This window comes from Archangium sp. Cb G35 (assembly GCF_001896145.1).
Taxonomy (GTDB): domain Bacteria; phylum Myxococcota; class Myxococcia; order Myxococcales; family Myxococcaceae; genus Archangium; species Archangium violaceum.
Window position 1 is genome coordinate 1,252,573 of record NZ_MPOI01000001.1, and the last position, 24,398, is coordinate 1,276,970.

Annotated in this window: 19 protein-coding genes; 9 read left to right on the forward strand and 10 right to left on the reverse strand. The window is 69.3% G+C overall.

Going from position 1 to position 24,398, the window contains the following annotated elements; all coding sequences use genetic code 11:
- Nucleotides 1-8 precede the first annotated feature (8 nt).
- From BO221_RS05255 to BO221_RS05280, 6 genes are all read right to left on the reverse strand, one after another.
- Nucleotides 9-1,403, reverse strand: a complete 1,395-nt coding sequence (locus BO221_RS05255; protein ID WP_304528693.1) for a sigma-54 dependent transcriptional regulator — start codon at nucleotides 1,401-1,403, stop codon at nucleotides 9-11.
- A 22-nt stretch (nucleotides 1,404-1,425) separates the two neighbouring features.
- Nucleotides 1,426-3,030: a nitrogen regulation protein NR(II) gene (locus BO221_RS05260; RefSeq protein ID WP_369864310.1), complete on the reverse strand. Its 1,605-nt coding sequence runs from the start codon at nucleotides 3,028-3,030 to the stop codon at nucleotides 1,426-1,428.
- 13 nt (nucleotides 3,031-3,043) lie between these two features.
- The gene (locus BO221_RS05265; protein WP_073559153.1) at nucleotides 3,044-4,300 is read right to left on the reverse strand and encodes a type II secretion system F family protein; all 1,257 of its coding nucleotides are present in this window, start codon (nucleotides 4,298-4,300) and stop codon (nucleotides 3,044-3,046) included.
- A 50-nt stretch (nucleotides 4,301-4,350) separates the two neighbouring features.
- Nucleotides 4,351-5,463, reverse strand: coding sequence for a type IV pilus twitching motility protein PilT (locus BO221_RS05270; protein WP_073559154.1), 1,113 nt, complete (start codon nucleotides 5,461-5,463; stop codon nucleotides 4,351-4,353).
- Nucleotides 5,464-5,509: 46 nt separating this feature from the next.
- On the reverse strand, nucleotides 5,510-7,216 hold the full coding sequence (pilB, locus tag BO221_RS05275) for a type IV-A pilus assembly ATPase PilB (protein ID WP_073559155.1): 1,707 nt from the start codon (nucleotides 7,214-7,216) through the stop codon (nucleotides 5,510-5,512).
- Nucleotides 7,217-7,403: 187 nt separating this feature from the next.
- On the reverse strand, nucleotides 7,404-8,342 hold the full coding sequence (locus BO221_RS05280) for a bifunctional riboflavin kinase/FAD synthetase (protein WP_073559156.1): 939 nt from the start codon (nucleotides 8,340-8,342) through the stop codon (nucleotides 7,404-7,406).
- A 91-nt stretch (nucleotides 8,343-8,433) separates the two neighbouring features.
- Between BO221_RS05280 and BO221_RS05285 the strand changes: the two genes are divergently transcribed.
- The 5 genes from BO221_RS05285 to BO221_RS05305 all read left to right on the forward strand — a co-directional run bounded on the left by BO221_RS05285 (nucleotide 8,434) and on the right by BO221_RS05305 (nucleotide 12,416).
- The gene (locus BO221_RS05285) at nucleotides 8,434-9,054 is read left to right on the forward strand and encodes a tRNA (guanosine(46)-N(7))-methyltransferase TrmB (RefSeq protein WP_073559157.1); all 621 of its coding nucleotides are present in this window, start codon (nucleotides 8,434-8,436) and stop codon (nucleotides 9,052-9,054) included.
- 100 nt (nucleotides 9,055-9,154) lie between these two features.
- Nucleotides 9,155-10,210, forward strand: coding sequence for a diguanylate cyclase (locus BO221_RS05290; protein ID WP_073559158.1), 1,056 nt, complete (start codon nucleotides 9,155-9,157; stop codon nucleotides 10,208-10,210).
- A 45-nt stretch (nucleotides 10,211-10,255) separates the two neighbouring features.
- The gene (locus tag BO221_RS05295) at nucleotides 10,256-10,672 is read left to right on the forward strand and encodes a hypothetical protein (protein WP_073559486.1); all 417 of its coding nucleotides are present in this window, start codon (nucleotides 10,256-10,258) and stop codon (nucleotides 10,670-10,672) included.
- A gap of 532 nt (nucleotides 10,673-11,204) precedes the next feature.
- On the forward strand, nucleotides 11,205-11,975 hold the full coding sequence (locus BO221_RS55860) for a hypothetical protein (protein ID WP_233165678.1): 771 nt from the start codon (nucleotides 11,205-11,207) through the stop codon (nucleotides 11,973-11,975).
- Between the two features lie 15 nt (nucleotides 11,976-11,990).
- Nucleotides 11,991-12,416 carry a cupredoxin domain-containing protein gene (locus tag BO221_RS05305; RefSeq protein WP_073559159.1) on the forward strand — a complete coding sequence of 142 codons (426 nt, stop codon included), beginning with the start codon at nucleotides 11,991-11,993 and terminating at the stop codon, nucleotides 12,414-12,416.
- 84 nt (nucleotides 12,417-12,500) lie between these two features.
- Here the strand turns inward: BO221_RS05305 and BO221_RS05310 are convergent, their stop codons facing one another.
- Entirely contained in the window at nucleotides 12,501-14,117 is a 1,617-nt protein-coding gene (locus BO221_RS05310) for a DUF4153 domain-containing protein (RefSeq protein WP_073559160.1), read from the reverse strand.
- 288 nt (nucleotides 14,118-14,405) lie between these two features.
- On the opposite strand from BO221_RS05310, the gene BO221_RS05315 reads away from it, so the two are divergent.
- Together BO221_RS05315 and BO221_RS05320 are read left to right on the forward strand one after the other, a co-directional pair.
- Nucleotides 14,406-17,357, forward strand: coding sequence for a helicase C-terminal domain-containing protein (locus tag BO221_RS05315; RefSeq protein WP_073559161.1), 2,952 nt, complete (start codon nucleotides 14,406-14,408; stop codon nucleotides 17,355-17,357).
- 48 nt (nucleotides 17,358-17,405) lie between these two features.
- Nucleotides 17,406-18,143: a site-2 protease family protein gene (locus BO221_RS05320; protein WP_143195264.1), complete on the forward strand. Its 738-nt coding sequence runs from the start codon at nucleotides 17,406-17,408 to the stop codon at nucleotides 18,141-18,143.
- Between the two features lie 8 nt (nucleotides 18,144-18,151).
- Here BO221_RS05320 and BO221_RS05325 read toward each other — a convergent pair whose 3' ends face one another.
- The 3 genes from BO221_RS05325 to BO221_RS05335 are packed head-to-tail and all read right to left on the reverse strand — an operon-like array spanning nucleotide 18,152 to nucleotide 20,982.
- A complete protein-coding gene (locus tag BO221_RS05325; protein WP_073559163.1) occupies nucleotides 18,152-19,408 on the reverse strand; it encodes a HEAT repeat domain-containing protein in 1,257 nt (418 codons plus the stop codon).
- 21 nt (nucleotides 19,409-19,429) lie between these two features.
- Nucleotides 19,430-20,176, reverse strand: a complete 747-nt coding sequence (locus BO221_RS05330; protein WP_073559164.1) for a HEAT repeat domain-containing protein — start codon at nucleotides 20,174-20,176, stop codon at nucleotides 19,430-19,432.
- Nucleotides 20,177-20,235: 59 nt separating this feature from the next.
- A complete protein-coding gene (locus tag BO221_RS05335) occupies nucleotides 20,236-20,982 on the reverse strand; it encodes a HEAT repeat domain-containing protein (protein WP_073559165.1) in 747 nt (248 codons plus the stop codon).
- Nucleotides 20,983-21,054: 72 nt separating this feature from the next.
- Between BO221_RS05335 and alaS the strand changes: the two genes are divergently transcribed.
- Nucleotides 21,055-23,754: an alanine--tRNA ligase gene (alaS, locus tag BO221_RS05340; RefSeq protein ID WP_073559487.1), complete on the forward strand. Its 2,700-nt coding sequence runs from the start codon at nucleotides 21,055-21,057 to the stop codon at nucleotides 23,752-23,754.
- Nucleotides 23,751-24,383 (forward strand): hypothetical protein, encoded by a 633-nt coding sequence (locus BO221_RS05345; RefSeq protein ID WP_073559166.1) that lies wholly within the window; start codon nucleotides 23,751-23,753, stop codon nucleotides 24,381-24,383. Before alaS ends, BO221_RS05345 begins: the two co-directional genes overlap by 4 nt.
- Nucleotides 24,384-24,398 lie beyond the last annotated feature (15 nt).

Consider the following 24,398-nt stretch of genomic DNA (forward strand, 5'->3'; position numbering starts at 1 on the left):
GACGGGGCTCAGGCCTCGTCTTCCCGCTCCGACAGCCCGTGCTTGGCCAGGCGGTAGCGGAAGGAGCGGAACGTCAGCCCGAGCAGCTCCGCCGCGCGAATCTTCACCCCGCCGGCCTGGGCCAGGGCGGCCAGCAGGTAGCGCCGCTCGGCATCATCCAGGTGGTGCTCCAGTGAGAAGCCGGGGCCGAGCTGCACCTCCGCCGACGGGGCCGCCGCCACCAGGGACGGAGCCGGCTCACCGCGCAGCGTGGGCGGCAGCGAGCCCAGCGTCAGCACGTCCCCATCCGCCAGCGTGGCCGCGCGCTCGACGATGTTCTCCAGCTGCCGCACGTTGCCCGGGAAGGAGTAGGCGGACAGCACCGACAGCGCCTCCGGTGAGAAGCGCATCCCCGGCCGCGCCAGCTCCTTGCGCTGGCGCTCGAGGAAGTGCTCGGCCAGCAACGCGATGTCTCCCGCCCGCTCGCGCAACGGCGGCAGCTCCAGGGTGATGACGTTGAGCCGGTAGAAGAGATCCTCCCGGAAGCGCCCCGCCTTCACCTCGGCCTCCAGGCGCCGGTTGGTGGCGGCCACCACGCGCGCGTGGAAGGGAATCTCCGCCGAGCTGCCCACCGGCTTCACCTTGCGCTCCTGCAACACGCGCAGGAGCTTCACCTGGGTGGCCAGCGGCACCTCGCCAATCTCGTCGAGGAACACCGTCCCCTCGCCCGCGTGCACCAGCAGGCCCGGCCGCTCCTGCGTGGCCCCGGTGAAGGCGCCCTTCACGTGGCCGAAGAGCTCGCTCTCCAGCACGCCCTCGTTGAGGGCCGCGCAGTTGACGGGAAGGAAGGGCTGGCCCGCCCGCTGGCTCTTGAGGTGGATGGCCCGGGCGATGAGCTCCTTGCCCGTGCCGCTCTCCCCGTGGATGAGGACGGTCGAGCGCGTGGGCGCCACCTTCTCCACCAGGCCCCACACGGCGCGCATCCGCTCGCTGCGCCCCACCCCCATCACCCCCGCGCCGGGCACCAGGTGCTCGCGCAGCGACACGTTCTCCTGGCGCAGCGAGCGCTTCTCCAGCGCCTTCTGCACCAGCAGCTTCAGCTCCTCGTTGTCGAAGGGCTTGCCGATGTAGTCGTACGCCCCCTCGCGCATGGCCTCCACCGCCGACGCCGCCGTGCCAAAAGCGGTGATGACGATGACCTCGGGCGGCTCGGGCAGCGAGCGCGTGGCGCGCAGCACGTCCATGCCACTCTGCGAGGAGCCCAGCTTCATGTCGGTGATGACCAGGTCCACCTTCGCCGAGCCCAATACCTCCCGGGCCGCCTTCACGCCGTCCGCGCACGTCACCTGGTAACCCGCACGGGTCAGCAGCACCTCCAGGAACTCGCGCATCGACAGCTCATCGTCCACCACCAGGATGTGCACGGCCACGCTCTCCCTTTCCCCCTCAACCCTGCACGGGCAGCTGGATGAGGAACTCGGTGCCCTCCTGCGGAGAGGAGGACACCCGGATGTTGCCACCATGCGAGCGCACGATGGAGTACGCAGTGGACAGACCCAGCCCGGTACCACCCTCCCGGGTGCTGAAGAAGGGCTCGAAGATGCGCGACAGGTCCGCGGAGGGAATGCTTCCCCCCGAGTCCCAGATGCGCAGCAGGGCCAGCTCGTCCGCGCCCTCCAGCGTCACCCGCACCCGGCCTCCCGGGCCCGCCGCCTGGAAGGCGTTGCGCAGGATGTTGATGAGCACCTGGCGGAGCTGATCCGCGTCCACCGGCACCCGCAGCGGGGCCAGCACCTGCTCCACCCCGACCTGCCAGGCCAGCGGATCCGCCTGCAACATGTCCACCGTCTCCGCCACCAGCACCTCCAGGTCCAACGCCTGTTTGACGGGAGGCGGCGGACGGGCGAAGCGCAGGAAGTCCTCCACCAACTTGGACAGCCGGTCCGACTCGCGCAGGAGGATCTCCACCAGCTTGGCCGACGTGGGGTCCCCGCCGGGCTCCTGGACGAGCAGCTGCGCCGAGCCCCTCATGGCGGCCAGGGGGTTGCGAATCTCATGGGCGAGCTGGGCGGCCAGCGTCCCCAGGGCGGCCAGCCGGTCCGCGCGCTTCAGGTCCTCCTCGATGCGGCGCAGCTCCGTCAGGTCCTGGAAGACGACGAGCGTGCCCCCGCCTCCACTGCCCTCCAGCCCCGTCACCGTCAGCCCGAGCGTGCGCAGGCCCGAGGGCGTCTGCACCGTGAGCTCGCGGCGGCGCTGGCGGACCTCCGGCCCCAGGGAGCCCGGCAGCAGGGACTCCACGTGCAGGCCCGGCACCAGCCGCCCCTCCAGGGACAGGATGGAGCGCGCGGCCCCGTTGACGAAGGTGACCCGCCCCGACTCGTCGCAGGTGATGAGCCCCGAGGGCATGCAGGCCAATATCTGCCGCTGCAGGGTGTCGAGCTTCTTGAGGTCCGCCTCGCGCTCGGACAGCCTCCCGCCCGTGGCCGACAGCTGGCGCGTCAGGTAGCCGGCCAGCGCGGCGATGAGGAAGAGGGCCAGCACGTTGCTGCCCAGCAGGAAGGCCAGGCGCTGCCGGGTGATGTCCCCCACGCCCAGGGGCGGCTCCAGCCACCGCAGCTTCACCGCCATCAGCAGCGAGCCGTAGGCAATGGCTCCGGCCCCCGCGGCGAGCAGCGCGCCCCGGCCATCCAGCAGGATGCTCGCGCCAATGACGGCTAGCAGGTAGAGGAAGGTGAAGGGGCTGTCCCCCACTCCGGTGAGGAAGACGAGCACCGAGGCGATGAGCAGGTCACCCACCACCTGCACCACCGCCGCCACCCGGTCCGCCCGGCCCCCGCGCAGCATGAGGCCGTACACCAGGGTGAAGAGGTAGACGAGCCCGATGACGGTGAAGGACAACGTGTCGCCGCGGCTGGGCTCCTCCACCAGCGGCTGCATGAGCAGCCGGGCCACCACCGCCACCAGCGACAGACTGACGGCCACCGTGCGGAACACGGTGAGCCACACCAGCCGTGTCCGCAGCGCATCCGACTGCGGAGGCGCCGCGAGCACGAGACCGCCGACGCTACTTGACGGCACCGGCGATGGCGAAGATGGGCAGGTACATCGAGATGAGGAAGCCACCGACCACGCCGCCGAGGAACACCATCATCAGCGGTTCGATCATCGCCGTGAGACCGGCGACGGCCGTGTCCACCTCGTCGTCGTAGAAGTCGGCGATCTTGTTGAGCATGGTGTCCATGGCGCCCGTGGCCTCACCCACGCCGATCATCTGCACCACCATGGGCGGGAACACCTTCGTCTCCAGCAGCGGACCGGCGATGTTCTTGCCCTCGGCGATCTTCCCGCGCACGAAGTAGATGGCCTCTTCCACGGAGCGGTTACCGGCCGTCTTCGCCGTCACGTCCAGCGCGTCCAGGATGGGCACGCCCGAGGAGATCATCGTGCCGAGCGTACGGGTGAAGCGCGCCACCGCCACCTTGCGGATGACGGGCCCGAAGATGGGCGCCATCAGGAATACCTTGTCCAGGAAGCGCCGTCCCTGCGGATGCCGGTACGTGTACGTGAAGGCGATGGCGATGGCGGCGATGCCAGCAAAGGCGTGGAGCACGTATTTCTGCGCCCACTCGGACAGGTCCACGACGAACTGGGTGGGCGCCGGCAGCGCCTGGCCGAAGTCGGAGAACATCTTCGCGAACGTCGGCGTCACCTTGAGGAGCAGCAGCGCCGTCACGCCGAAGGCCACGAGGAGCACGATGGCCGGGTAGGTCATCGCGCCCTTGACCTTGCGCTTGAGCTTCTCGTTCTTCTCACGGTAGGCCGCGAGACGGTTGAGGATGTTGTCGAGAATACCGCCGACCTCACCGGCCGCGCACAGCTGGACGAAGAGCTCGTCGAAGACCTTGGGGTGGTCCGCCAGCGCGTCGGCGAAGGTGGAACCCTGCTCCACCTTGTTCTTGATGGCGAACACGACCTTGCGGAAGGCCGGGTTGTCCATCTGGCTGCCGAGGATGTCGAGGCACTGCACCAGCGGAAGGCCGGCGTCGATCATCGTGGCGAACTGACGGGTGAAGACGAGGATGTCCTTGCCCGTGACGCCCGTACCGATGGTCAGGTTCAGGTCGGAGTCGAGGAGACCCTTGCGGCGGACCTTGACGGGGTTGAGACCGAGCGACTTGAGACGGGCATTGACCGCCTCGATGTCGGAGGCCTCCATCTCTCCCTTCTTGGTCTCGCCAGACTTGGTCTTGGCCTCCCAGAGGAACTGGGCTGTGTTCTTGGACTTTGGGGATGCAGACTTCTGGGTTGCCGTTGCCGCCATACAGCCCTCCGAGGGGATGCGAGTCTATCCCCTGCGTCGAATTTCGCGAATTAGCGTCCGCCAGGACCGGCCGGCCGCTGACCAGGCACGCCACCAGGACCCGTGCCCGCCGACAGGATGTTGCGCAGCTCGTCCGGGTCGCTCGAGCGGCCGAAAGCCTCTTCCTGGGAGATGAGCCGCCGCGCCAGCAGCTGCGCCAGGGCCTGATTGAAGGTCTGCATGCCGAACTTGGCCTGGCCCACCTGCATGGCCGAGTAGACTTGGTGCACCTTGTCCTCACGGATGAGGTTGCGGATGGCGGGGTTGGGGATCATCACCTCCAGCGCCAGCACGCGGCCCGGAGAGCCCTGCTTGGCGATGAGCGACTGGCTCATCACGCCCTCCAGCACGAAGGACAGCTGCGCGCGCACCTGCGGCTGCTGGTACGGGGGGAACACGTCCAGCACGCGGTTGATGGTCTGCACCGCGCTGTTGGTGTGCAGCGTGGCGTAGCAGGTGTGGCCCGTCTCGGCGATGACGAGCGCCGCTTCGATCGTCTCCAGGTCACGCAGCTCGCCCACCAGCACCACGTCCGGATCCTGCCGGAGGATGTACTTGAGCGCCGTCTTGAAGTTGCGCGTGTCCGCGCCCACCTCGCGCTGGTTCACCAGGCAGTTCTTGTGCGGGTGCAGGTACTCGATGGGGTCCTCGATCGTCATGATGTGCTCGTGACGATCGGTGTTGATCTTGTCCACCATGGACGCGAGCGTCGTGGACTTGCCCGAGCCCGTGGGACCCGTCACCAGGATGAGGCCGCGCGGCTTCTTCACCAGCTCGGCCACCACGGGGGGCAGGCCGAGTTCCTGGAAGGTGAGGATCTTGAAGGGAATGGTGCGGAAGGCACCGGCCACCGCGCCGCGCTGCATGTAGATGTTGGCGCGGAAGCGGGAGAGTCCCTTCACACCGAAGGACAGGTCGAGCTCGTTCTCCTCCTCGAACTTGTGCTTCTGGGCGTCCGTGAGGATGGAGTAGCAGAGCTGCTTGGTCTCCACCGGGGTGAGCTGGGCCGTCTTGAGCGGCACCAGCTCGCCGTCCACGCGGAGCTGGGGCGGGGAGCCGGTGGTGATGTGGAGGTCGGAGGCGCCCTTCTCGACCATCGCCTTGAGCAGCTGATGCAGATTCACGAAAACCGTCCTTCGGGTAGGGGGTGTGGCGGGTGGTGCGAGAGGGTCAGAAGGTGTCGGGCGCCGTGTTGGCCACCACCTCGTCCAGCGTGGTGACGCCGTCCATCATCTTCGCCAGGGCCGACATGCGCAGAGAGCTCATGCCCAGGCGGATGGCCTCCTGCTTGAGCTCGGCGGCGGAGGCGCCGTTGATGACCAGCTCCTTGAGGCCATCCCAGAAGGGCATGACCTCGTAGATGGCCACGCGGCCGCGGTAGCCACGGTCGTTGCAGTCGCGGCAGCCGACCTTCTCGTAGAGCGTGAAGGTGCCGAGCTTCTCCGCGGGCACGCCGGCGTTGAGCAGGGCCTGCTCGTCCACGTTCTCCGCCGGCCGCTTGCAGGCGGCGCACAGGCGGCGCGCCAGACGCTGGGCGAGAATCAGGTTGAGCGAGGCCGTCACGAGGAAGGGCTCGATACCCATGTTGAGCAGACGGCTCACCGTGCCCGGCGCGTCGTTGGTGTGCAGCGTGGAGAGCACCAGGTGGCCCGTGAGCGCTGCCTTGACGCCGATTTCACCCGTCTCGAAGTCGCGGATCTCACCGATCATGATGATGTCCGGGTCCTGACGGAGGAAGGAGCGCAGCGCCGCGGCGAAGTTCAGGCCGATGTCTTCATGCATCTGCACCTGATTGATGCCGGCGAAGTTGAACTCGACCGGGTCCTCGGCGGTGGCGACGTTGGTGTCGATCTGGTTCAGCATCGAGAGCGCCGAGTAGAGCGTCGTCGTCTTGCCGGAGCCCGTGGGACCCGTCACCAGCACCATGCCGTAGGGGCGCTCGATGGCCTCCTTGAACCAGGCCAGCGGCTGCGGATCGAAGCCCAGCTTCGTCATGTCCAGCTGGAGGTTGGACTTGTCCAGGAGGCGGAGCACCACCTTCTCGCCGAAGAGCGTGGGGCACACGCTGACGCGGAAGTCCATCTCCTTGCCACCGCCGAGCTTGATCTTGATACGGCCGTCCTGCGGCAGGCGGCGCTCGGAGATGTCCAGGTTCGCCATGATCTTCAGACGGCTGGTGATGGCGTTGCGCAGCTTCATCGGAGGGCGCATCACCTCGTAGAGGGAGCCGTCGATGCGGAAGCGGACCCGGAAGTCCTTCTCGTAGGGCTCGACGTGGATGTCCGAGGCGCCCTTCTTGATGGAGTCCTGGAGGATGAGGTTCACCAGCTTGACGACGGGGGCGTCGTCCGCGGCGCGGGCCATCTGCTCGACGTTGCCATCCTCCTCCTCCTCCTTGGCCACCTCGATGTCGTCGGCCATCTCCTCGACGAGCGCGTTCATGTCCGGGCCCTTCTCGGCGTAGTAGCGCTCGATGGCCTCGCGGATGGAGATTTCAGAGGCGACCACCGGCTCCACGTTGTAGCCGGTGAGGAACTTCAGATCGTCCACCGCGTAGATGTTGGACGGATCGCACATCGCCACGATGAGCGAGGGACCGGCGCGGTTGACGGGAATCACCAGGTGCTTCTCGGCCACTTCCTTCGGCACGAGCTTGATGATCTCCGCGTCGATGTCGAAGTCCTTCAGGTTGATGGCCGGGACGCCGTACTGCTTGGAGAGGAAGTCGGTGAGCTTGGACTCCTCGATGGCTCCCGTCTTGATGAGGGCGGTGCCGATACGCGTGCCCGTCTTCTGCTGCTCCTCCTGGGCCTTGCGCAGCTGCTGGACGGAAATGAGGTTCTCACGAACCAGCAGTTCACCAAGTCGACCGGACATTCAGATGGCCTCGAACGTTGAAATGGCTTGATGGCTCCCCTCGCGTGTCGGCGCGAGAGGACGCCCTGGTGCGCGCGGATACGAGCGCACCGATGTTTCAGGATTAAAGAAAGGGACGCGCGGGCCTGTCAAGGCGGCGTCTCAGGCCCGCTCTCCTGGCAAACCGTTGAATCTACTCGGGAAAAGTTCAGCCGGACGCCCGGGCGATAACCGCCCGAGCAGCCTCGACGTCCCTCTTGATCTGCCCCACGAGCTCCGCCACCGAGCCAAAACGGCGCTCGGCGCGCAGCCGCTCCAGGAACTGCACCCTCAATTCCCGCCCGTAGAGATCACCACTGAAGTCCAGCAGGTGCGCCTCGATGGTGACCTCGTTGACGCCAAAGGTGGGTTTGACGCCGATATTGGCCACCCCGGGGAGCCAGGTGGCGTCCGGAGTGGACCCGGAGGCGCCGAGGAAGCGGACGCGGATGGCGTAGACGCCAGCGGCGGGCCGCAGCTCGTTCTGGGTGTCCACGTTGGCGGTGGGGAAGCCGATGCCCCGGCCACGCCCATGACCGGTGACGACGGTGCCGTCCAGGTCGAAGGGCCGCCCCAACAGGCGCTGCGCCGCGCTGACCCGGCCCTCGAGGATGTACTCGCGCACCTTGGAGGACGAGGCCACCACCCCATCCACGGTGACGGGAGGCACCACGTGCACCTGGGCGCCCCGGGCGGCGGCGGCCTCGCGCAGGGTGTCCGCGGTGCCGGCGCGGGCGGCGCCATAGGTGAAGTCGTAGCCCACCACGATGTGGCGCGCGCCCAGCACGTCCAGCAACGAGGCCTCGAAGTCGGCCGGCGAGTGGCGGGCGTACTCGCGCGTGAAGGGCTGCACCACGGCCGCGTCCAGCCCACAGTCCTCGAAGAGCTCCAGCTTGCGCGGCAGCAGGGAGATGAGCTTGGGGGCCAGCTCCGGCTGCAGCACCTTGCCCGGGTGGGGCAGGAAGGTGAGCGCGGCGGTGGGCGAACCCTGGCGCCGGGCCTCGGCGAAGAGGGCCTGATGGCCCAGGTGCACCCCATCGAAGTTGCCCAGCGCGAGCGAACAGCCGGCCAGCTCCCGCGCCTCCGTCACACCGTGGAAGACCTTCATGGAGCGCCGGTATACCCCCAAAGCCGTCGCTTTGCCCTGGCCAGACCGCCCCGGCCCATGCGAAGAGGCCCCCCAGCGTCACGCATCCGTCATGGCCCGCCCCCGCCTCCTCCCCGATCCCGTCGGCCTGCATCTGGCCCAGCTCGAAACCCCTCCCGATTGGGACGCGGAGTTCGGCTTCTCTGGACCCCTCGAGCTGGAGATCGGCTCCGGCGCCGGTGGCCACGCGCTGGAGTACTGCCGGCGCAACCCCCAGGTGCGCTTCGTCGCCTTCGAGTGGCGCAAGAAATACGCGCGGGACACCCTGGACCGCGGCAGCAAGATGGGCCTGCGCAACCTGCGGGTACTCGAGGCGGACGCGCGCTTCGTGGTGCCGCGCATCTTCGCGGACCAGTCGCTCGACGCCATCCACCTGCAGTTCCCCGACCCCTGGTGGAAGCGCGCCCACTTCAAGCGCGCCGTCATCCAGCCCGAGTTCGCGAAGCTGCTCCTGGACAAGCTCAAGCCCGGCGGCCTCTTCGACATGCGCACGGACGTTCAGGACCGGGGTGTGTCCATGCTGTCCATCCTGGAGGACGCCGGCTTCGTCAATCCCCTGGGAAAGGGTATCTTCCACCCTTATGACCCCGAGGAGGTGCCCTCCACGCGGGAGCGGCGCTACCTGGCCAGCGGGGAGCCCGTCTACCGCGCCCGCCTGCGCAAGCCGGCCTGAGGAGCACCCGGGCCGGCGGGTGACTTGGCAGTCACCGGGCTTCCGGGGAAGAATCAGACGGCCCCGGAAGTCGAGGGTGCAACGGGGTGCGGGCAGCGACATGGCCGACGGTTCGATCAAGAAGATGGGAGAGGTGACCCGCCGGACCCTGGCCACCCCAGCGCTCGCCGACCGGACCATCCTGCTCGTCGACGATGACCCGGCCAACATCCAGCACGTGCGCGAGGGCCTGGCCTCCCAGGGCTACCGCTTCCGCGAGGCCCATGACGGCACCGAGGCGCTGCGCTCGCTGCGCGAGGTGAGGCCGGACCTCATCATCATGGACGTGGAGATGCCCCGGCTGGGCGGCGTGGAGGTGTGCCGCATCATCAAGGCCAACGGGGGCGAGGGCGGCTTCGGCTTCATCCCCGTCATCCTGGTGACGGCCCGGCAGGCGGCGGGCAAGGTCGAGGGCCTGGAGCTGGGCGCGGATGACTACCTGGTCAAGCCCTTCGACATGCTGGAGCTGTCCGCCCGCGTGAAGTCCATGCTGCGCCTCAAGGCCCTGCAGGACGCGGTGGTGGAGAAGAACCGCGAGCTGGACAAGGCCAACAAGGAGCTGGCCCAGAAGCGCGAGGAGCTGCTGGCCCTCACCCGCGTGGACGCGCTCACCGGCCTCTACAACCGCCGCTACTTCGAGGAGCGCCTCACCGAGGAGTTCGTCCGCTCCACCCGCTACCGCTCGCCCTTGTCGCTGGTGATGATGGACATCGACCACTTCAAGAAGCTCAACGACACCTACGGACACCCCTTCGGGGATGAGGTGCTGCGCCAGGTGGCCCGGACCATCAAGGGCAAGCTGCGCGAGGTGGATTTCGTGGCGCGCTACGGCGGCGAGGAGATGATCGCCCTGCTGCCGGAGACGGGTCCCAAGGAGGCGCTCGGGGCGTGCGAGAGGGTGCGCGAGGCCATCGCCTCCCTCCAGTTGGAGCACCGCGCCCCGGACGGGTCCCGCCAGCAGGTACGGTGTACGGCCTCGCTGGGCGTGGCCAGCGTGCCCGCCAAGAGCCTGCCAGTGATGGAGGAGCTGCTGCGCGTGGCCGACACCTGCCTCTACGCGGCCAAGGCGGCGGGCCGCAATTGCGTCCGCCAGTATCAGGAAGAATCCCCGGGGTGATTCTGCCTCTTGGCGAGCGGGGCCGTTTGGCCTAGATGGCAGGACATGCGACTGCTGCCCGCCATGCCGCTCCTCCTGCTGGCCCTGCTGGCCCTCGGTGGTTGCAACCGACCCAGCTTCACGACGCCCGACAAGGCCTACCAGTCATTCCTCGAGGCCCTGCGGCGGGGAGATGAGAAGACAGCCTGGTCCTCCCTCTCCCAGCCCACCCAGGAGGCACTCAAGGCCCGGGCCGAGGCCGCCGCCCAGGCTTCTGGAGGCGCGGTGAAGGCGGATCCGGTAGCCTTCTTCTTCGCGAATGTTCCGCCCCCCGCCCATGTTACGGAGGTCTCGTTACTTCGCGAGGAAGGGGATGTAGCGGAGGTGGGCGTGGTTTCCTCGGATGTAAAGAGTCAGGTACGGATGGTACGTGAACCGTCCGGATGGAAGATTGACCTTACGAAGTCCCTCCAGCAGCCGTGAGAACAGGCCTCCCCCAGGCCGCTCGCGCTTCAGGTAGCCTAAGAACGTGAACGATCGGAAGCCACGGCGGATTGCCCCCGCAGTCGAGGTCATCCGGCGCCCTGCCAGCACTCCCGGCACCGCGGCGCCGAGCCCGACTCCCACCAGTTCTGTCTCGCCCCGGCCCACCCCTACCCCCACGCCGCGGCCCACTCCCACTCCGTCCTCGACGGCGCCCACCGTCTCCGTGACGCCCCGGCCCACGCCGAGGCCCACGCCGACGCCGAGTCCGGTCCCAAGTCCGGCCCCGAGTCCGGAGGCCCCCTCCGGGACGCCCGAGGCCCCGGCGGCCGTGGCTCCCGTCGCGCCCCGGACCGTCGTCCCGGCACCCAGGCCCGTCCCCTCCCCCACCTCGCCCCGGCCCGCGCCTTCCGCGAGCCGTGCGCCTGGTGCGGGACCGGGCTCGCGCCCCGGTGGCGGCTTCGGACGTCCCCGGACGCCCCGCCCCCCTCCCACCCCCGAGCAGATCCTCGCACTCGCCACCAAGGAGCATGTGCCCGCGCGCATCGCCAAGGGCGAGCTCGAGGGCAAGATGAAGTGCCGGATATGGCGCAAGCTGCACGCCGAGGAGGCCAAACGCTTCGACCAGGTGTACGCGCTGATGGGCCAGAACCCCGGCCTGTCGCTCCCCGACGCCTTCGGCGTGCTGCAGAGCGGCCTGACCGTGGCCGAGTTCCTCGCGCGCAAGGAGCGCACCCAGCGCAAGGCCGCCGTGAAGCAGGCCCGCGGCGAGGTGGACGACACCTCGGTGAGCGCCTTCATCAACGGGCTGCTCGAGTCGAAGACGGAGCTGGCCGTGGTGCTGGGCGAGCGCACCGTGCTCGATACCCTCTCGTCCGTGGAGCCCATCTCCTTCGTGCTCGGCCGCAGCGGACGGCTGGAGAAGCTCCAGGTCGTCATGATCACCCGCCGCTCGGACTGGGAGCAGCTCACGCCCCAGCTCGAGCGCGACCAGAAGCTGGCCCAGAAGCCCGCCAATGTCGCGCGCCAGCCCGACAAGCGCCCCTTCTCGGATCCCCGCCCCTTCCTGCCCCACCAGGGGCAGCTCGTGCACCTCACGCTGCGCAACGGCATCCAGCTGTCCATGCCTCTGCGCGTGGTGGGACGCTTCGACCTCATCGTCGGCGATGACGGACACGAGGTGTTCATCCCCCTGCACGCCCTGGTCCGCTTCTCGGCCGAGGAGGCCGGGGACGACACTGACGACACTGGCGACACTACGGACACCGAGTTCTCCGGCGACGAGGCCGGAGAGAACGACTAGCCGCGAGGACCCGCGATGCCCTTCCTCTCCAAGATCATCAAGCCGCTGCTGGCCCTCACCCTCTCGGCGGCCATCCTGGGCGCCCAGGGTTGCACGAAGGACTCGAAGCCGGAGCCGAAACCGGCGGAGCCCTCCGCCGCCGCTCCCACCCAGCCGGCGGCGAAGCCCGGTGAGCCGCGCACCATCGCGATCTCCGTCACCGAGAAGGGCTACGAGCCAAGCCCCATCACCCTCAAGCAGGGCGAGCCCGTGAAGCTGGTGATGACCCGCACCACGGACCACACCTGCGCGACGGAGATCGTCCTCGAGGACTACAACATCAACACCCCGCTGCCCCTCAACCAGCCGGTGGAGGTGGCCTTCACCCCCAACAAGTCGGGCAAGCTCGTCTACGGCTGCGCCATGGGGAAGATGATCAGCGGCGTGTTCATGGTGGAGTAGCTCCACCCCTTCGCTTCCTCTATTGCCCAGGTATTGCCCAGGGGGCCAGCCACACCCGCGCGGTGCGGAGGCCCCCTTCGTGTATCAGTCCACCCTCTCCCCAGAGGCCTCCGTCTCCGCGCCGGCGGGATTCACCACGGCGGCGGGCAGCTGCTCGGAGACGGGCTCGGGCAGGGACAGTGGACACTCGAGCGAGCGGGCCCACGTGGCCGCCCGGTGACGCGCGAGGTGGAAGGCAGGCCAGCCTCCCGGCATCGGCTCGGTGAACCGGCAGAACATGCCGTGGACGCTCCGCGCCAGGGTGCTGTCGGGCGCCAGCGCCATCTGTGCGGCCAGCTCCGGCGCGGCGTCCTCGGACAGGGACACCATGTGCACCTCGTCCAGCACGGAGCCCTCCGCGGCCCGCGCGAGGTTGCCCCGCGCGATGAAGGCATCGGGGTTGAGCACGTTGAGCGCCGCGAGGAAGCCGAGCGCCCCCACGAAGGCCCCGATGGCGAAGCGCTCCGGGCGCCACCACAACGTCACCGCTCGCCACACGAGCACCCCGGCCAGCGCCACCATGAAGACGTGCGTGTACACGCGCAGGTGCGTGTAGCCATACGCGGACTCGTAGAGCGCCATGCGCTTCATCGCCGACGCCAGGATGACCAGCACCAGGCCCACCATCACCGAGCACGCCACCCGGAAGGCGGTGACCTGCCCCTCGCTCCGCAGCCGCGTCCAGCGCGCCAGCGCCATGCTCAGCCCCAGCGTCATCATCGACACCGCGAGCAGCTCGAAGAAGCCGCGCCGCGCGTACTCCGAGTAGCTCATGAACCGCGCCGGCAGCTGGGCCGCACCGAAGAGGAAGGCGAACTGGATGGCCGCGAAGCCCAGGAAGAGCAGATCCACCAGCCCCACCAGCGTGAGGCACTCGACGAAGCCCAGGCGGGTTTCCACCGGCGCCACCTCCACATCACCCGCCTCCGCGCCGTTGCGGCGCCGGCGCTGCGCGTGCGCCAACAGCCCGAGCACCCCGAACGCACTGCCCCCCACGAACACCAGCCGCCCCACCGTGTCCAGGAACGTCAGGCCCGGGCTGAAGGACAACACCCGCGTCACCGCCTCCTCGAACACGGCGTCCGCCGAGACGAGCAACGCGGTGAAGACGAACAGCACGGGCACGGCGAGCAAGGCGCCCCGCACCACCGGCATCAACTTCGGCACCTGCCGGCGGGCCGCGGACAGGTCCACCTCCGCGCGCAGCACGCCCGGTGGCAGCAACGCGGCATGGAAGAAGGCTCCGAGCGCCGTGAACGGGTAGCTCCACAGCCCGAGCCGCTCCACCCGGCCCGCCGCCCAGAAGTGCGTCACCAGCAGCAGCAGGAAGCCCGTGGCGAGCACGTTGAGCGTCGTGAGGAACGGGTTCGCGCGCACGAACACCATCCCGGAGAAGAACAGCAACGGCACGAGCAGCCACGCGTTGGGACGGGCCCGCTGCCAGCCCTCGCGCCCTCCCAGGCCGAGCAGCGCCGCGAGCAGCAGCACGACGAAGAGCGGGAGGGAGATGCCGAGTGCGGGCCCATCGAAGAACACCTCGGCGCAGACGCCCAGCCCGAGCGATGCGAGCAACGTCGCGAGAGGCCGGCGCAGACGCGGAACGGCGGGGGCCGAGGCAACATCATCGGTATCGGTCGGGAAGCCAGTGGCGGCGGTCGTCATACGGAGCACTCCGAGGAGCGTGAGTTCGCCCGGTGTTGTGCAAGGTTGGGCCCAACCGCGGCGCCGGCGAGGGCCCTCGCGCCGAACGGTCGGTTCGCGGCACCGAGCGGTCGCGCCCCCGTACAGCGCGTGGACTCCCGTGCCGCCCCACCCGCCACCACGTGTCCCGAGCGCCACGGCTGCGGCCGGTGAACCACACTGCGAGTGGACACCGCGAGTCCATCGGACCCCGGACGCCCGGTTTCTCGGCACGACGCCCGAAGACGGGTAGGCTGGCCCCTCTCCCCCATGAGCAGCGCGGCGGACCTCTTCACCCGGCACGTATTCCTCGACCTCGAGACGACGGGGTTGGATCCGCGCGCCGACGAGGTCATCGAGCTCGGGGCCCTCTTCATCGAGAACGGCCGGGTGGTGGACCGCTACGTCCACTTCTTCGCCGCCTCGCGTCCCCTGCCCCTCACCATCCGCCGGCTCACGGGCATCGAGGACTCGATGCTCGCCGGTCAGCCCCGGCTCGCCGAGAGGATTCCCGAGCTGCGAGAGAAGCTCGCCGGCTGGACCGTGGTGGCCCACAACGCCTCCTTCGAGAAGGGCTTCCTCCCGGACCTGCTCGGCCCCATCCGCGCCCCGGTGCTCGACTCGTGCGAGCTGATGCACTACCTGCACCCGGAGCTGTCCAGCCACTCGCTCGAGTCCCTGATGCGCTGGGCCGGCAAGGGCCCTCGTGCCCGCCACCGCGCCATGACGGACTGCGAGGCCACCTGGTCCGTACTGCAGCACGCGCTCGACGGCTGCATCCGCGACGGCCGCGCCGAGGACCTCGCCGATCTGCTCGAAACGCTGGACCCGCGCGCCGCGCTGCGGCTGGCTCAGATCGAGGCCGGCGAGGCCGGAATGGAGCTGGATGGAGCGCTCGACCCGGAGGCGGCGCCCCTCGTGTCGCTGCTCACCGGCCTGTGGAACCTGTGCCGGGCCCGGCCCGCTCCCCTGAAGCTGGAGGCCACGGGCTTCCTCCCCGGACGTGCCGAGCGCCAGCGGGCCAACGGCTCGAAGCCGCCTCCCGAACCACCGGATGAGAACACCCCGGTGCTGCCCGTCCGCTCCGAGGAGGTCTCGGCACTGCTCGGCCCCGGAGGTGCCCTGGAGCGCGCCCAGGAGGGCTTCGCCGCCCGGCCCGCGCAGCTCGAGATGTCCAAGGCCGTGGCCCACACCCTGTCCGATGGCGGTCAGCTCGCGGTGGAGGCCGGCACGGGCACGGGCAAGTCGCTCGCGTACCTGGCACCCGCGGCCCTCTTCGCCGCTCGCAACGGACGCAAGGTAGGCGTGGCGCCGAATACCAAGACGCTGCAGGACCAGCTCATCGAGAAGGACCTGCCCCGCCTGCACCGTGCCACCGGCGGCGCCTTCTCGTACACGCTCCTCAAGGGCCAGACGAACTACCTCTGCCGCCGCCGCGCGCTGGACGCCACCCGTGTGGAACCCGGCATGGGCCACGCCGCCCGCGCCCCTCGCGCCTACCTGCGCGCCCTCATGCGCCGCGGCCCCGATGGCGACCTGGACCGCCTGAGCCACTGGTTCCGCGAGCGCTTCCCCGTGCTGCACGCGCTCGCTCCCGCGGTGCGCTCCGAGGCCGCCACCACGCTCGGCGAACGCTGCCCCTACTTCCATCGCTGCTACTACCACTCGGCCGTGGCCCAGGCGCGCGACGCGGACGTGCTCGTCATCAATCAGTCCCTCGCCTTCGCCTGGCCCGCCCGCTACCCGAAGCTGGACCACCTCGTGCTCGACGAGGCCCACGAGGTCGAGGACGTGGCCACCACCGCGCTCTCCTCGGAGCTGTCGGACATGGCCTTCAGCCGGCTCGCCGAGCGGCTCCATGGACGCGATGGGCGGCGCGGACTCTTCGCCGAGCTGCGGCGGGCCCTCTTCGCCTCGCGGCGCGCGGAAGCCCGCGTGCTGATGAGTGAGATCGACAGCGCCCTGCTCTCGGTGGGCGCGGCGGCGCGTGCCCTGGGTGAGCGGGTGACGGCGCTGTGCGAACCCGCCGCGGCGAGCGCCTCCGAGGACGCGGACGAGTCCGCCTACGCTCCGGAGCTGCGCATCACCGCCGAGGTGCGGGCCTCGCCCCCGTGGGTGCCCGTGCGCGAGGGGCTGCTGGAGCTGCGCGAGTGCCTCCAGGGCCTGCACAAGCTGCTCACGGTGGGGCTGCAGGAGATATTGCCGGACCTGGCGGTGAAGATGCCGCCGCTGGAGCGCGAGCTGGCGGGCGGCGTGTCCGAGGTGCTGGAGCTGACCACGCTGACCTCGGAGCTGTCCGACGAGCCGGCGGAGGGCCGGTGCTACGCGGCCACGGCGGTGCCTCGCAAGCAGCGCTGGACCCTGATCGCGCAGCCGCTGAACGTGGCGCCCTACGTGTCCCGGGACTTCGCGCAGCACAAGCGGGCCCTGGTGCTGGCCTCGGCCACGCTGAGCACGGGCACCGAGCGGATGCCCTATGTGCTCGGACGGCTGGGACTGGACGGGCGCAACGAGGGCATTCCCGCGCCCCGGCTGCTGCGCGCGCCCACGCCGTTCAACCTGCGCAAGCAGGCCCTGGTCATCCTGGTGATGGACGCACCTCGCGCGCACGAGGAACCGTTCATCGACTGGGCCGCGACGCGCGTGTCCGGACTGGCCCAGGTGATGGGCGGACGGGTGCTGGGGCTGTTCGCCTCCTCGCGGCGCATGGAGCGCGTGGGCGACCTGGTGAAGGCGAAGCTGGAGCCGATGGGCATCGAGGTGATGCGCCAATCGCGCGGGCACGGGCGCTCGCTGGCGGCGCGGCAGGAGAAGGACACCGGCACGGTGCTGCTGGGAACGAAGAGCTTCTGGCAGGGCGTGGACATCCCCGGCCGGGGCGTCGGGTGCGTCTTCATCGACAAGCTGCCGCTGGAGCCCGCCAGCCGCCCGCTGGTGGCCGCACGCGAGGAGCCGCTCTCCCGCGGAGGCAACACGCACCTGGGTTTCCTCCACTACCGCATGCCCCGCGCCCTGCTGATGCTGCGCCAGGGGGTGGGCCGGCTCATCCGCTCGCACGCGGACCGGGGCGTGGTCGTCATCGCCGACCCGGGCCACCCCAGCTACCGGCAGCTCCTGCTGGACGCGCTCGCCGGCTACCGCGTGGAGCTGCTCCCCTGGTCCGAGGCCCGTGTGCGCCTCTACTCCGCCATCGAGGACATGGGGCTCATCCGCCGGGCGTGAGGCGGGGGGGGGCTTTCCTCGCGCACGGGGATGGCCCAGAGTTCTCCCATGGAACCCTGGATGGCACTCGCGTGGTTGTGGCTCATGGCCACCGTCATCTCCCTCGTCTCGGGCGTGGTGATGGCCCTCGTATGCTGGGGCGTGGGCGCCTCGCTCTCCGAGATCCGCTTCCATGTCGGCCCCCCGCTGCTCAGCTTCCGCATCCGGGGCGTCAAGTGGAGCCTCGGCTTCCTCAACTTCGGCGCGAGCGTCACCTTCGAGGCGCTCGGCATCCGCAGGGATGGGACGGATGACAACAGCTTCCTGCGGCTGCCCCTGTTCCTCCGGCTCATCGTCCACACCAGCACGGTCGCCGGCATGCTCCTGCTCGCCGTGGCGTGCCTCTCACCCGCACGCGGCCTCGCGGCCTTCACCTCGGGCTTCGAGCAGGTGGTCAACGTCCTCCTCGCCCAGCAGCGGGTGGTCTCCTTCTTCGCGCTGCTGAGGACCGAGGGCTTCTTGCCAGCGCTCGGCGTGCTCTCGGCGAAGCTCGCCGCCCTCAACCTGCTCCCGCTGCCTCCGCTCACCGGCTACATGATGCTGCGCGAGTTCTGGCGGGGACTCTTCACGTCCCGGACGGGGAACGAGGGCGTCCCGGCCTGGGGCATGGTGCTGGTGCTCCTGCTCCTCCTGGGATGGGGCCATGGCCTCTACGCGGGCCTCCTCCATCCGAACTCGAGGGAGGCCGGGCTCAGCACCATGCTCCGCGAGGCCAGACAGCTCATCGGGACCGCCGCCGAGCCCTGAAAGCGCCCTCAGTTCACCAGAAACCCGAGGAGCTTCCGGCCCTCCTGGATCGTCCGTTCCTTCGGCGCGCGCTCGTCACCCTCCTGCTGGAGCTCCCAGACGCAGTGCAGGGCGTAGATGTCCTCGGGAGGCAGGTCGGCCGTCGCCTCGCCGAAGAGAGCGAAGGTGACGGAGCCCACCATGCCCACGCCTTCCTCCGGTTCGCCCCCCTCCTCTTCGTAGCGGTAGCGGAAGAGCCAGACGTCGCGCTCATCCTTCGTGGGCGGCCAGAAGAGCCGGCGGTGATCGTAGACCTCGATGTGATCGGGCGCCCGGCCGAATTCCGTCGGGTACTCGAGCCACTGAATCATCTCGGCCATCGCTTCGAGCCGGGGGCGCTCCTTCTCCGGAACAGGAGCCGGTTGGATCCCGAGCTCCGTGAGGTAGGTCACGGCGCGTTTCCGGGTCCTCGGGTCCTTGGACCAGTCCTGGAGCCGGGCCACGGCCAGGGCATCTCCCCCTCGGGCGGCGGCCCAGGCGGCCTCCATGCGGACCCCCATGTCGGGGTGCTCCAGGGCCAGGGTGAAGAACTCCCGCGAGTCCGTCAGGAAGGGCAGGCTGGCCGCCGCGCTGTGGGCGTACGAGAAATGGTCCGGGTCCTCGTCGGTGAGAAAGGACCGGAGCAGCTCGCGCCCCTTGGCCGTGTCGAAGGGGTGCGAGGTGACGCCGTGCTCGCGCGCGAGCGTGTTGGCCATGTCGAGCAGCGCCACGGCGATGAACTCCGGAGGGAGCGGCTCCGCGAGCGCGGAAGCGACGCGAGTGGCGGCCTCCTTCTCGGCATTGGCGAGCGCGGACAGAACGGTCGACCACATGTAGCTCTCGGGATCGAGCGGGATTCGCGCCGCGTCGATGATGCGCTGAAGCGGCTCCTCCCCCCGGTACATCGCGAAGATCTTCAGGACGAAGAGCAGATCGCTGGCGGTGGAGTCGTAGCCCTCTTGCGGACCGGCCTTCCGCCACTCCCGCAGCCGCGCATCATAGAGACGGAGCAGGGAGGGGAGCGCCTCGGCACGAAGGGTGATCGCCGCTTCCTTGGCCGTGGGCTGTTGGAAGAGCCCCACGATCTGGGAGAAGGGGGACACCACATCCTCGGGGTCCGAGTACTTCTCGGGGTGGGCCTCGAAGTCGACAACGAGCCTGGCCGCCTGGCGTGCGTCCTCCGCAGAGTCGAGCTCGACCGCGGACCAGTGCTCCAGCTCCTCGCGAGCAGATTTCTCCTGAGTCATGGCCGGGGTGTCTACCGCAACTCACGTCTCCCACTCGAAGGTATCCGCGGCCTCCTCGACGATGCGCGGGGCCAGCACCTTGAGCAGGTCCTCGGGCTTCGCTCCCGACGCCTGCACCTCCACGTCTCCCAGCAGCTCCTGGCCCGGGTAGCCGATGCACACCATCCGCACCAGCAGCCCCCCGGACTCGGTGGAATGAATCTCCGCCTGCACCCGGAAGCCGTGGATGCCGTGCTTGCGCAGCACCCCCTGCGCCGCCGTCTTGCTCTCCTTCGCCGGTGCCAGCTGCGCCCCCATCTGCGTCAGCTTCCGCTTCATCCGCGCCTCGGCGAACTTCACCACCTCGGATTTCAGCCCCCCCGTCTTGTCCTTCACCCCGGAGAAGTGCACGTACACCCGCGGCTTCTGGTTCTTCAGGTCCTGCAGCACCTGCGTGGCCGTCTTGATGGCCGCCTGTGCCGCCGCGTCCGTCTCGCCCTTGCGCGCCTTCAGGCACTCCAGCCCGGCCACTTCCTTCAGCTTCCCCAACGCCTGGGCCGCCGCCGCCCGCACCTGGCCCTCCGGATCCTTCAACCCGCCGCACAGCGGCTTCACCGCTTCCGGATCATCCGAGGACCCCAGCCCCTGCGCGGCCTGGGAGCGCGCACGCGGCTCCTGCCCCTGGCCGAGCTGTTTGCTCAACGAGGCAGTCCGGGAATCCACCTGGGCCAGAACGGCCCCGGGCAAGGTGAGCAGGAACAGAACGAAGAGCGAGAGCGAGCGCCGCATGCGGGGAATCGAATCCTAGCGTCCCAAGCCAGAAGAACGCAGCCCACGCGGAGTGTGCGCTATTTCCCCTTGAAGGTCGCCAGGGTCTCGGTGACGGCTTCGGGCGCCAAGGCCCAGAGCAGCTCGTAGGGCTCCGCATCCGACGCATGGACCTCGATGGTCCCCATCAACTGCACCTTGCCCGGGTAGCGCGTGCACATCACCACCAGCTTCAGCCCCCCCGAGGGCCCCGGGCGGATCTCCGTCGTCAGCCGGTAGCCCTGAAGCTTGTGCTTGCGCAGCACCCCCTTCGCCGCCGCCTCGGCCTCCTTCTCCGGGGCCAGCCACGCCCCCTCCTGCGTCAGCTTCCGCCGCATCCGCGCCTCGGTGGCCTTCACCAGCTCCGGCGACAGTGTCCCCGTCGTGTCCTTCACCTCGTTCAGGAGCACGTAGACCTTCGGCGGCCGGGCCTTCAACTGCCGCAACCGCCCCACCGCCGACTCCAGGGCCGTCTTGGCCGCCGCGTCCGGCTCGTCCTTCCGGGCCTCCAGGCACTGCAAGCCCCCCAGCTCCCCGAGCTTCTCCAGCCCCCCGGCCGCCGCCGCCCGGACCTCCGCCGCCGGGTCCTCCAGCCCCGCGCACAGCAGCGGGAGCGCCTCGGGATCCTCCGACTCCCCCAGCAGCCGGGCCGCCTGGACACGGTGCTCGGGCTCGGCTCCCTGCTTCAACCTCCGGCCGAGCGAGGCCGTCTGGGGGTCGATTTGTGCCAGGACTGTCGCCGGGCAGACGAGCAGCAGAAGGGTGACAAGGTGGGATGGGGAGCGCATGTCAGTAGGCGGATCCTAGCTTGGTCCATAAGAAACGCAGCGCACCCACCACTTGTGGCATATACCCTCACCATGTCCTCTGTCCTGTCCGCTTCCCAGATTCGAGAGGCGTTCCTCAAGTTCTTCGAAGAGCGCGGCCATCGCCGCGTTGCGTCGTCCTCCCTCGTGCCGCAGAACGACCCCACCCTGCTCTTCACCAACGCAGGCATGGTCCAGTTCAAGGACGTCTTCACGGGGCGTGAGAAGCGCGAGTACACCCGCGCCACCACCTCGCAGAAGTGCGTGCGCGCCGGCGGCAAGCACAACGACCTCGACAACGTGGGCTACACCGCCCGGCACCACACGTTCTTCGAGATGCTCGGCAACTTCTCCTTCGGCGACTACTTCAAGGCCGACGCCATCGCGTACGGCTGGGAGTTCGTGACGAAGACGCTCGGACTGGACAAGGCGCGGCTGGCCGTCACCGTGTTCAACGGCGAGGGCGGCATCCCCTGGGACGAGGAGGCCTTCGAGCTGTGGGCGAAGCAGGGCGTGGCCCGCGATCGCATCCTCAAGCTCGGCCTCAAGGACAACTTCTGGGCCATGGGCGACACCGGCCCGTGCGGTCCCTGCTCGGAGATCCACTACCACCAGGGCGATGACATCCCCTGTGCCGAGGTGTCCGCGGGCCGCCAGTGTAAAGGCGTGGCGTGTGACTGCGACCGGTGGCTGGAAATCTGGAACCTCGTGTTCATGCAGTTCGAGCGCAAGGAGAAGGACGCGCCGCTCATCCCGCTGCCCAAGCCGTCCATCGACACGGGCGCGGGCCTGGAGCGCATCGCCTCCGTCGTGCAGGGCAAGCGCTCCAACTACGACACGGACCTCTTCCAGAGCATCCTCTCGCGCGTGAGCGAGCTGGTGGGCAAGCCCTACACCCAGGAGGGCGGAGCCTCCATGCGCGTGGTGGCGGACCACAGCCGCGCGGCCGCGTTCCTCATCGCCGACGGCGTGCAGCCCTCCAACGAGGGCCGCGGTTACGTCCTGCGCCGCATCATGCGCCGCGCCATCCGCCACGGCTCGCTGCTGGGGCTCGACGAGCTCTTCTTCTTCAAGGTCGTGGACCGCGTCATCGAGCTCATGAGCGACGCCTACCCCGAGCTGCGCGACGGCCGCACCTTCCTGCTCGAGGTCTGCAAGCACGAGGAGGAGAGCTTCCGCCGCACGCTCAACCGCGGCATGAAGCTCATCGACGAGGAAGTGGCCCGGATGAAGCAGTCCGGGGACAAGGTCCTCTCGGGCGCCAAGGTCTGGGAGCTCCATGGCACCTACGGCTTCCCGTGGGACCTCACGGAGATCATCCTCAAGGAGCGCGGCTTCGAGGCCGACATCCCGGGCTACGAGAAGCTCAAGAAGGAAGAGGCCGACAAGGGCCCGGACGGGCCCATCGGCCCGGGTAGCATCATCTCCACCGTCTACCTCAAGCTGCTCGAGCGCCTGGGCCCCACCGAGTTCCTCGGCTACGAGGGCGTGGGCCACGAGGGCGAGGGCTCCGTGCGCGCCATCATCGGCAAGAATGGCGCGGAGCTGACCGAGGCCACCGCGGGTGACGAGGTGGAGCTGGTGCTGGACCGCACGCCCTTCTACGGCGAGTCCGGCGGCCAGACGGGCGACACCGGCCGCATCGTGGGCCATGGCGGCAAGGCGAAGGCCGGGGTCCAGGACGCGACGCGCCCGGTGTCGGGCCTCATCGTCCACCACGTGAAGGTGACCGAGGGCACCTTCAAGGCCGGTGACATGGTGCAGGCGGGCGTGGACGGCGAGCGGCGCTCGTCCATCCGGGCCAACCACTCGGCCACGCACCTGCTGCACAAGGCGCTCAAGATGGTGCTCGGCGAGCACGTGAAGCAGGCGGGCTCCGTGGTGGCGCCCGACTACCTGCGCTTCGACTTCTCGCACTTCTCGCCCATGACGCCCGAGCAGCAGGAGCAGGTGGAGGACCTGGTCAACGGCTGGGTGCGCGAGAACACCGAGGCCCAGACGCGCGTGATGAACCTGGAGGACGCGAAGAAGTCCGGCGCCGTCGCCATGTTCGGCGAGAAGTACGGCGAGACGGTGCGCGTCGTCACCGTGCACCCGCAGTCCACCGAGCTGTGCGGCGGCACCCACGTGCGGCGCAGCGGTGACATCGGCCTCTTCAAGCTGGTGAGCGAGAGCGGCGTGGCCTCGGGCGTGCGGCGCATCACCGCCGTCACCGGCCTGGGCGCGCTCCAGTACGTGCGCGAGACCGAGCGCGAGCTGAAGAAGGCGGCCGAGCTGCTGAAGACCTCGCCCAAGGACCTGGTCAAGCGCGTGGAAGCCACGCAGAAGCGCGTGAAGGACCTGGAGCGCAAGGTCGAGGAGGTGTCCGTCAAGGCGCAGAGCGGCTCCAGCAAGGATCTGCTCGAGCAGGCGCGCGACATCAACGGCATGAAGGTGCTCGCCACGCGGATGGATCCGGCGGATCCGAACGTGTTCCGCGGGATGGCCGACCAGTTGCGCGACCGCATCAAGTCCGGCGTGGTGGTCATCGGCGGCGAGAAGGACGGCAAGGTCGTCCTGCTCGTGGCGGCGACCAAGGACGTGGTGGCCAAGGGCATCCACGCGGGCAACCTGCTCAAGGAGATGGCCAAGGAGGTCAACGGCCGCGGCGGTGGCAAGCCGGACCTGGCCCAGGGCGGTGGCGAGGATCCCTCGCGCATCTCCAACGCCTTCGACAAGTTCTACGAGCTGGTGAAGGGGACGAGCCTCTCATGAGCCCGAGCCCCCGAGGACTCGCGGTGCTCCTCTGCGCGGCGGCCCTCCTCGGGGGCTGCAAGAAAGAGGAGCAGCCCGCGGCGACGGAGGACCGCACCCTGGAGAGGTTGCGCCAGGAGGTGGACCGCGTGAATCAGGGCGGGGCGCCCACCGCCGCGCCCGACGAGACCGACCCCAATGCCCGGCTGGCGGGACTCGCCGCCGGCCAGGACCAGGAGAAGGCCCGGACCTACGCACTGCCCTCCAAGGAGAAGGTGAAGGTGGACACGCTCGCGCTCCAGCCCACCGGGTTGGAGTCACTGCACTCCCTGCGCGGCACGGGCAAGGTGGCCCTCACCACCGACGAGCTGTTCCTGCGCGTGACGCTCGACGCGGAGAACGTGGGCCCGCAGTCCGTGGACGTGTCCTTCTCGACGGCGCGGGTGGTGGACGCGGGGGGCAAGGAGTACCCCCTGGCCCGTGATGCCCAGACCCTCGCGGGGACGCGCACGTTGGACCGGACCTGGGAGAACGCACAGCGCGACTCGATGGATCTCATCTTCGAGGTGCCTCCGGACGCCATCGGTCCGGGGCTGTCCCTCCTGATTCCCACCCGCAGCGGCGAGAACGCTCGCATCCCGCTGCAATGAGGCCCTTCGGGAGAC

Excerpts from the sequence above, each read along its gene's own strand:
- BO221_RS05345 (WP_073559166.1), top strand. The coding sequence starts at position 23,751 with ATGAGCCCGAGCCCCCGAGGACTCGCGGTGCTCCTCTGCGCGGCGGCC.
- BO221_RS05310 (WP_073559160.1), bottom strand. The coding sequence starts at position 14,117 with ATGACGACCGCCGCCACTGGCTTCCCGACCGATACCGATGATGTTGCC.
- BO221_RS05295 (WP_073559486.1), top strand. The coding sequence starts at position 10,256 with ATGCGACTGCTGCCCGCCATGCCGCTCCTCCTGCTGGCCCTGCTGGCC.
- BO221_RS05285 (WP_073559157.1), top strand. The coding sequence starts at position 8,434 with ATGGCCCGCCCCCGCCTCCTCCCCGATCCCGTCGGCCTGCATCTGGCC.
- BO221_RS05330 (WP_073559164.1), bottom strand. The coding sequence starts at position 20,176 with ATGCGGCGCTCGCTCTCGCTCTTCGTTCTGTTCCTGCTCACCTTGCCC.
- BO221_RS05290 (WP_073559158.1), top strand. The coding sequence starts at position 9,155 with ATGGCCGACGGTTCGATCAAGAAGATGGGAGAGGTGACCCGCCGGACC.
- BO221_RS05280 (WP_073559156.1), bottom strand. The coding sequence starts at position 8,342 with ATGAAGGTCTTCCACGGTGTGACGGAGGCGCGGGAGCTGGCCGGCTGT.
- alaS (WP_073559487.1), top strand. The coding sequence starts at position 21,055 with ATGTCCTCTGTCCTGTCCGCTTCCCAGATTCGAGAGGCGTTCCTCAAG.
- BO221_RS05320 (WP_143195264.1), top strand. The coding sequence starts at position 17,406 with ATGGAACCCTGGATGGCACTCGCGTGGTTGTGGCTCATGGCCACCGTC.
- BO221_RS05325 (WP_073559163.1), bottom strand. The coding sequence starts at position 19,408 with ATGACTCAGGAGAAATCTGCTCGCGAGGAGCTGGAGCACTGGTCCGCG.
- BO221_RS05335 (WP_073559165.1), bottom strand. The coding sequence starts at position 20,982 with ATGCGCTCCCCATCCCACCTTGTCACCCTTCTGCTGCTCGTCTGCCCG.
- pilB (WP_073559155.1), bottom strand. The coding sequence starts at position 7,216 with ATGTCCGGTCGACTTGGTGAACTGCTGGTTCGTGAGAACCTCATTTCC.
- BO221_RS05305 (WP_073559159.1), top strand. The coding sequence starts at position 11,991 with ATGCCCTTCCTCTCCAAGATCATCAAGCCGCTGCTGGCCCTCACCCTC.
- BO221_RS05315 (WP_073559161.1), top strand. The coding sequence starts at position 14,406 with ATGAGCAGCGCGGCGGACCTCTTCACCCGGCACGTATTCCTCGACCTC.
- BO221_RS05265 (WP_073559153.1), bottom strand. The coding sequence starts at position 4,300 with ATGGCGGCAACGGCAACCCAGAAGTCTGCATCCCCAAAGTCCAAGAAC.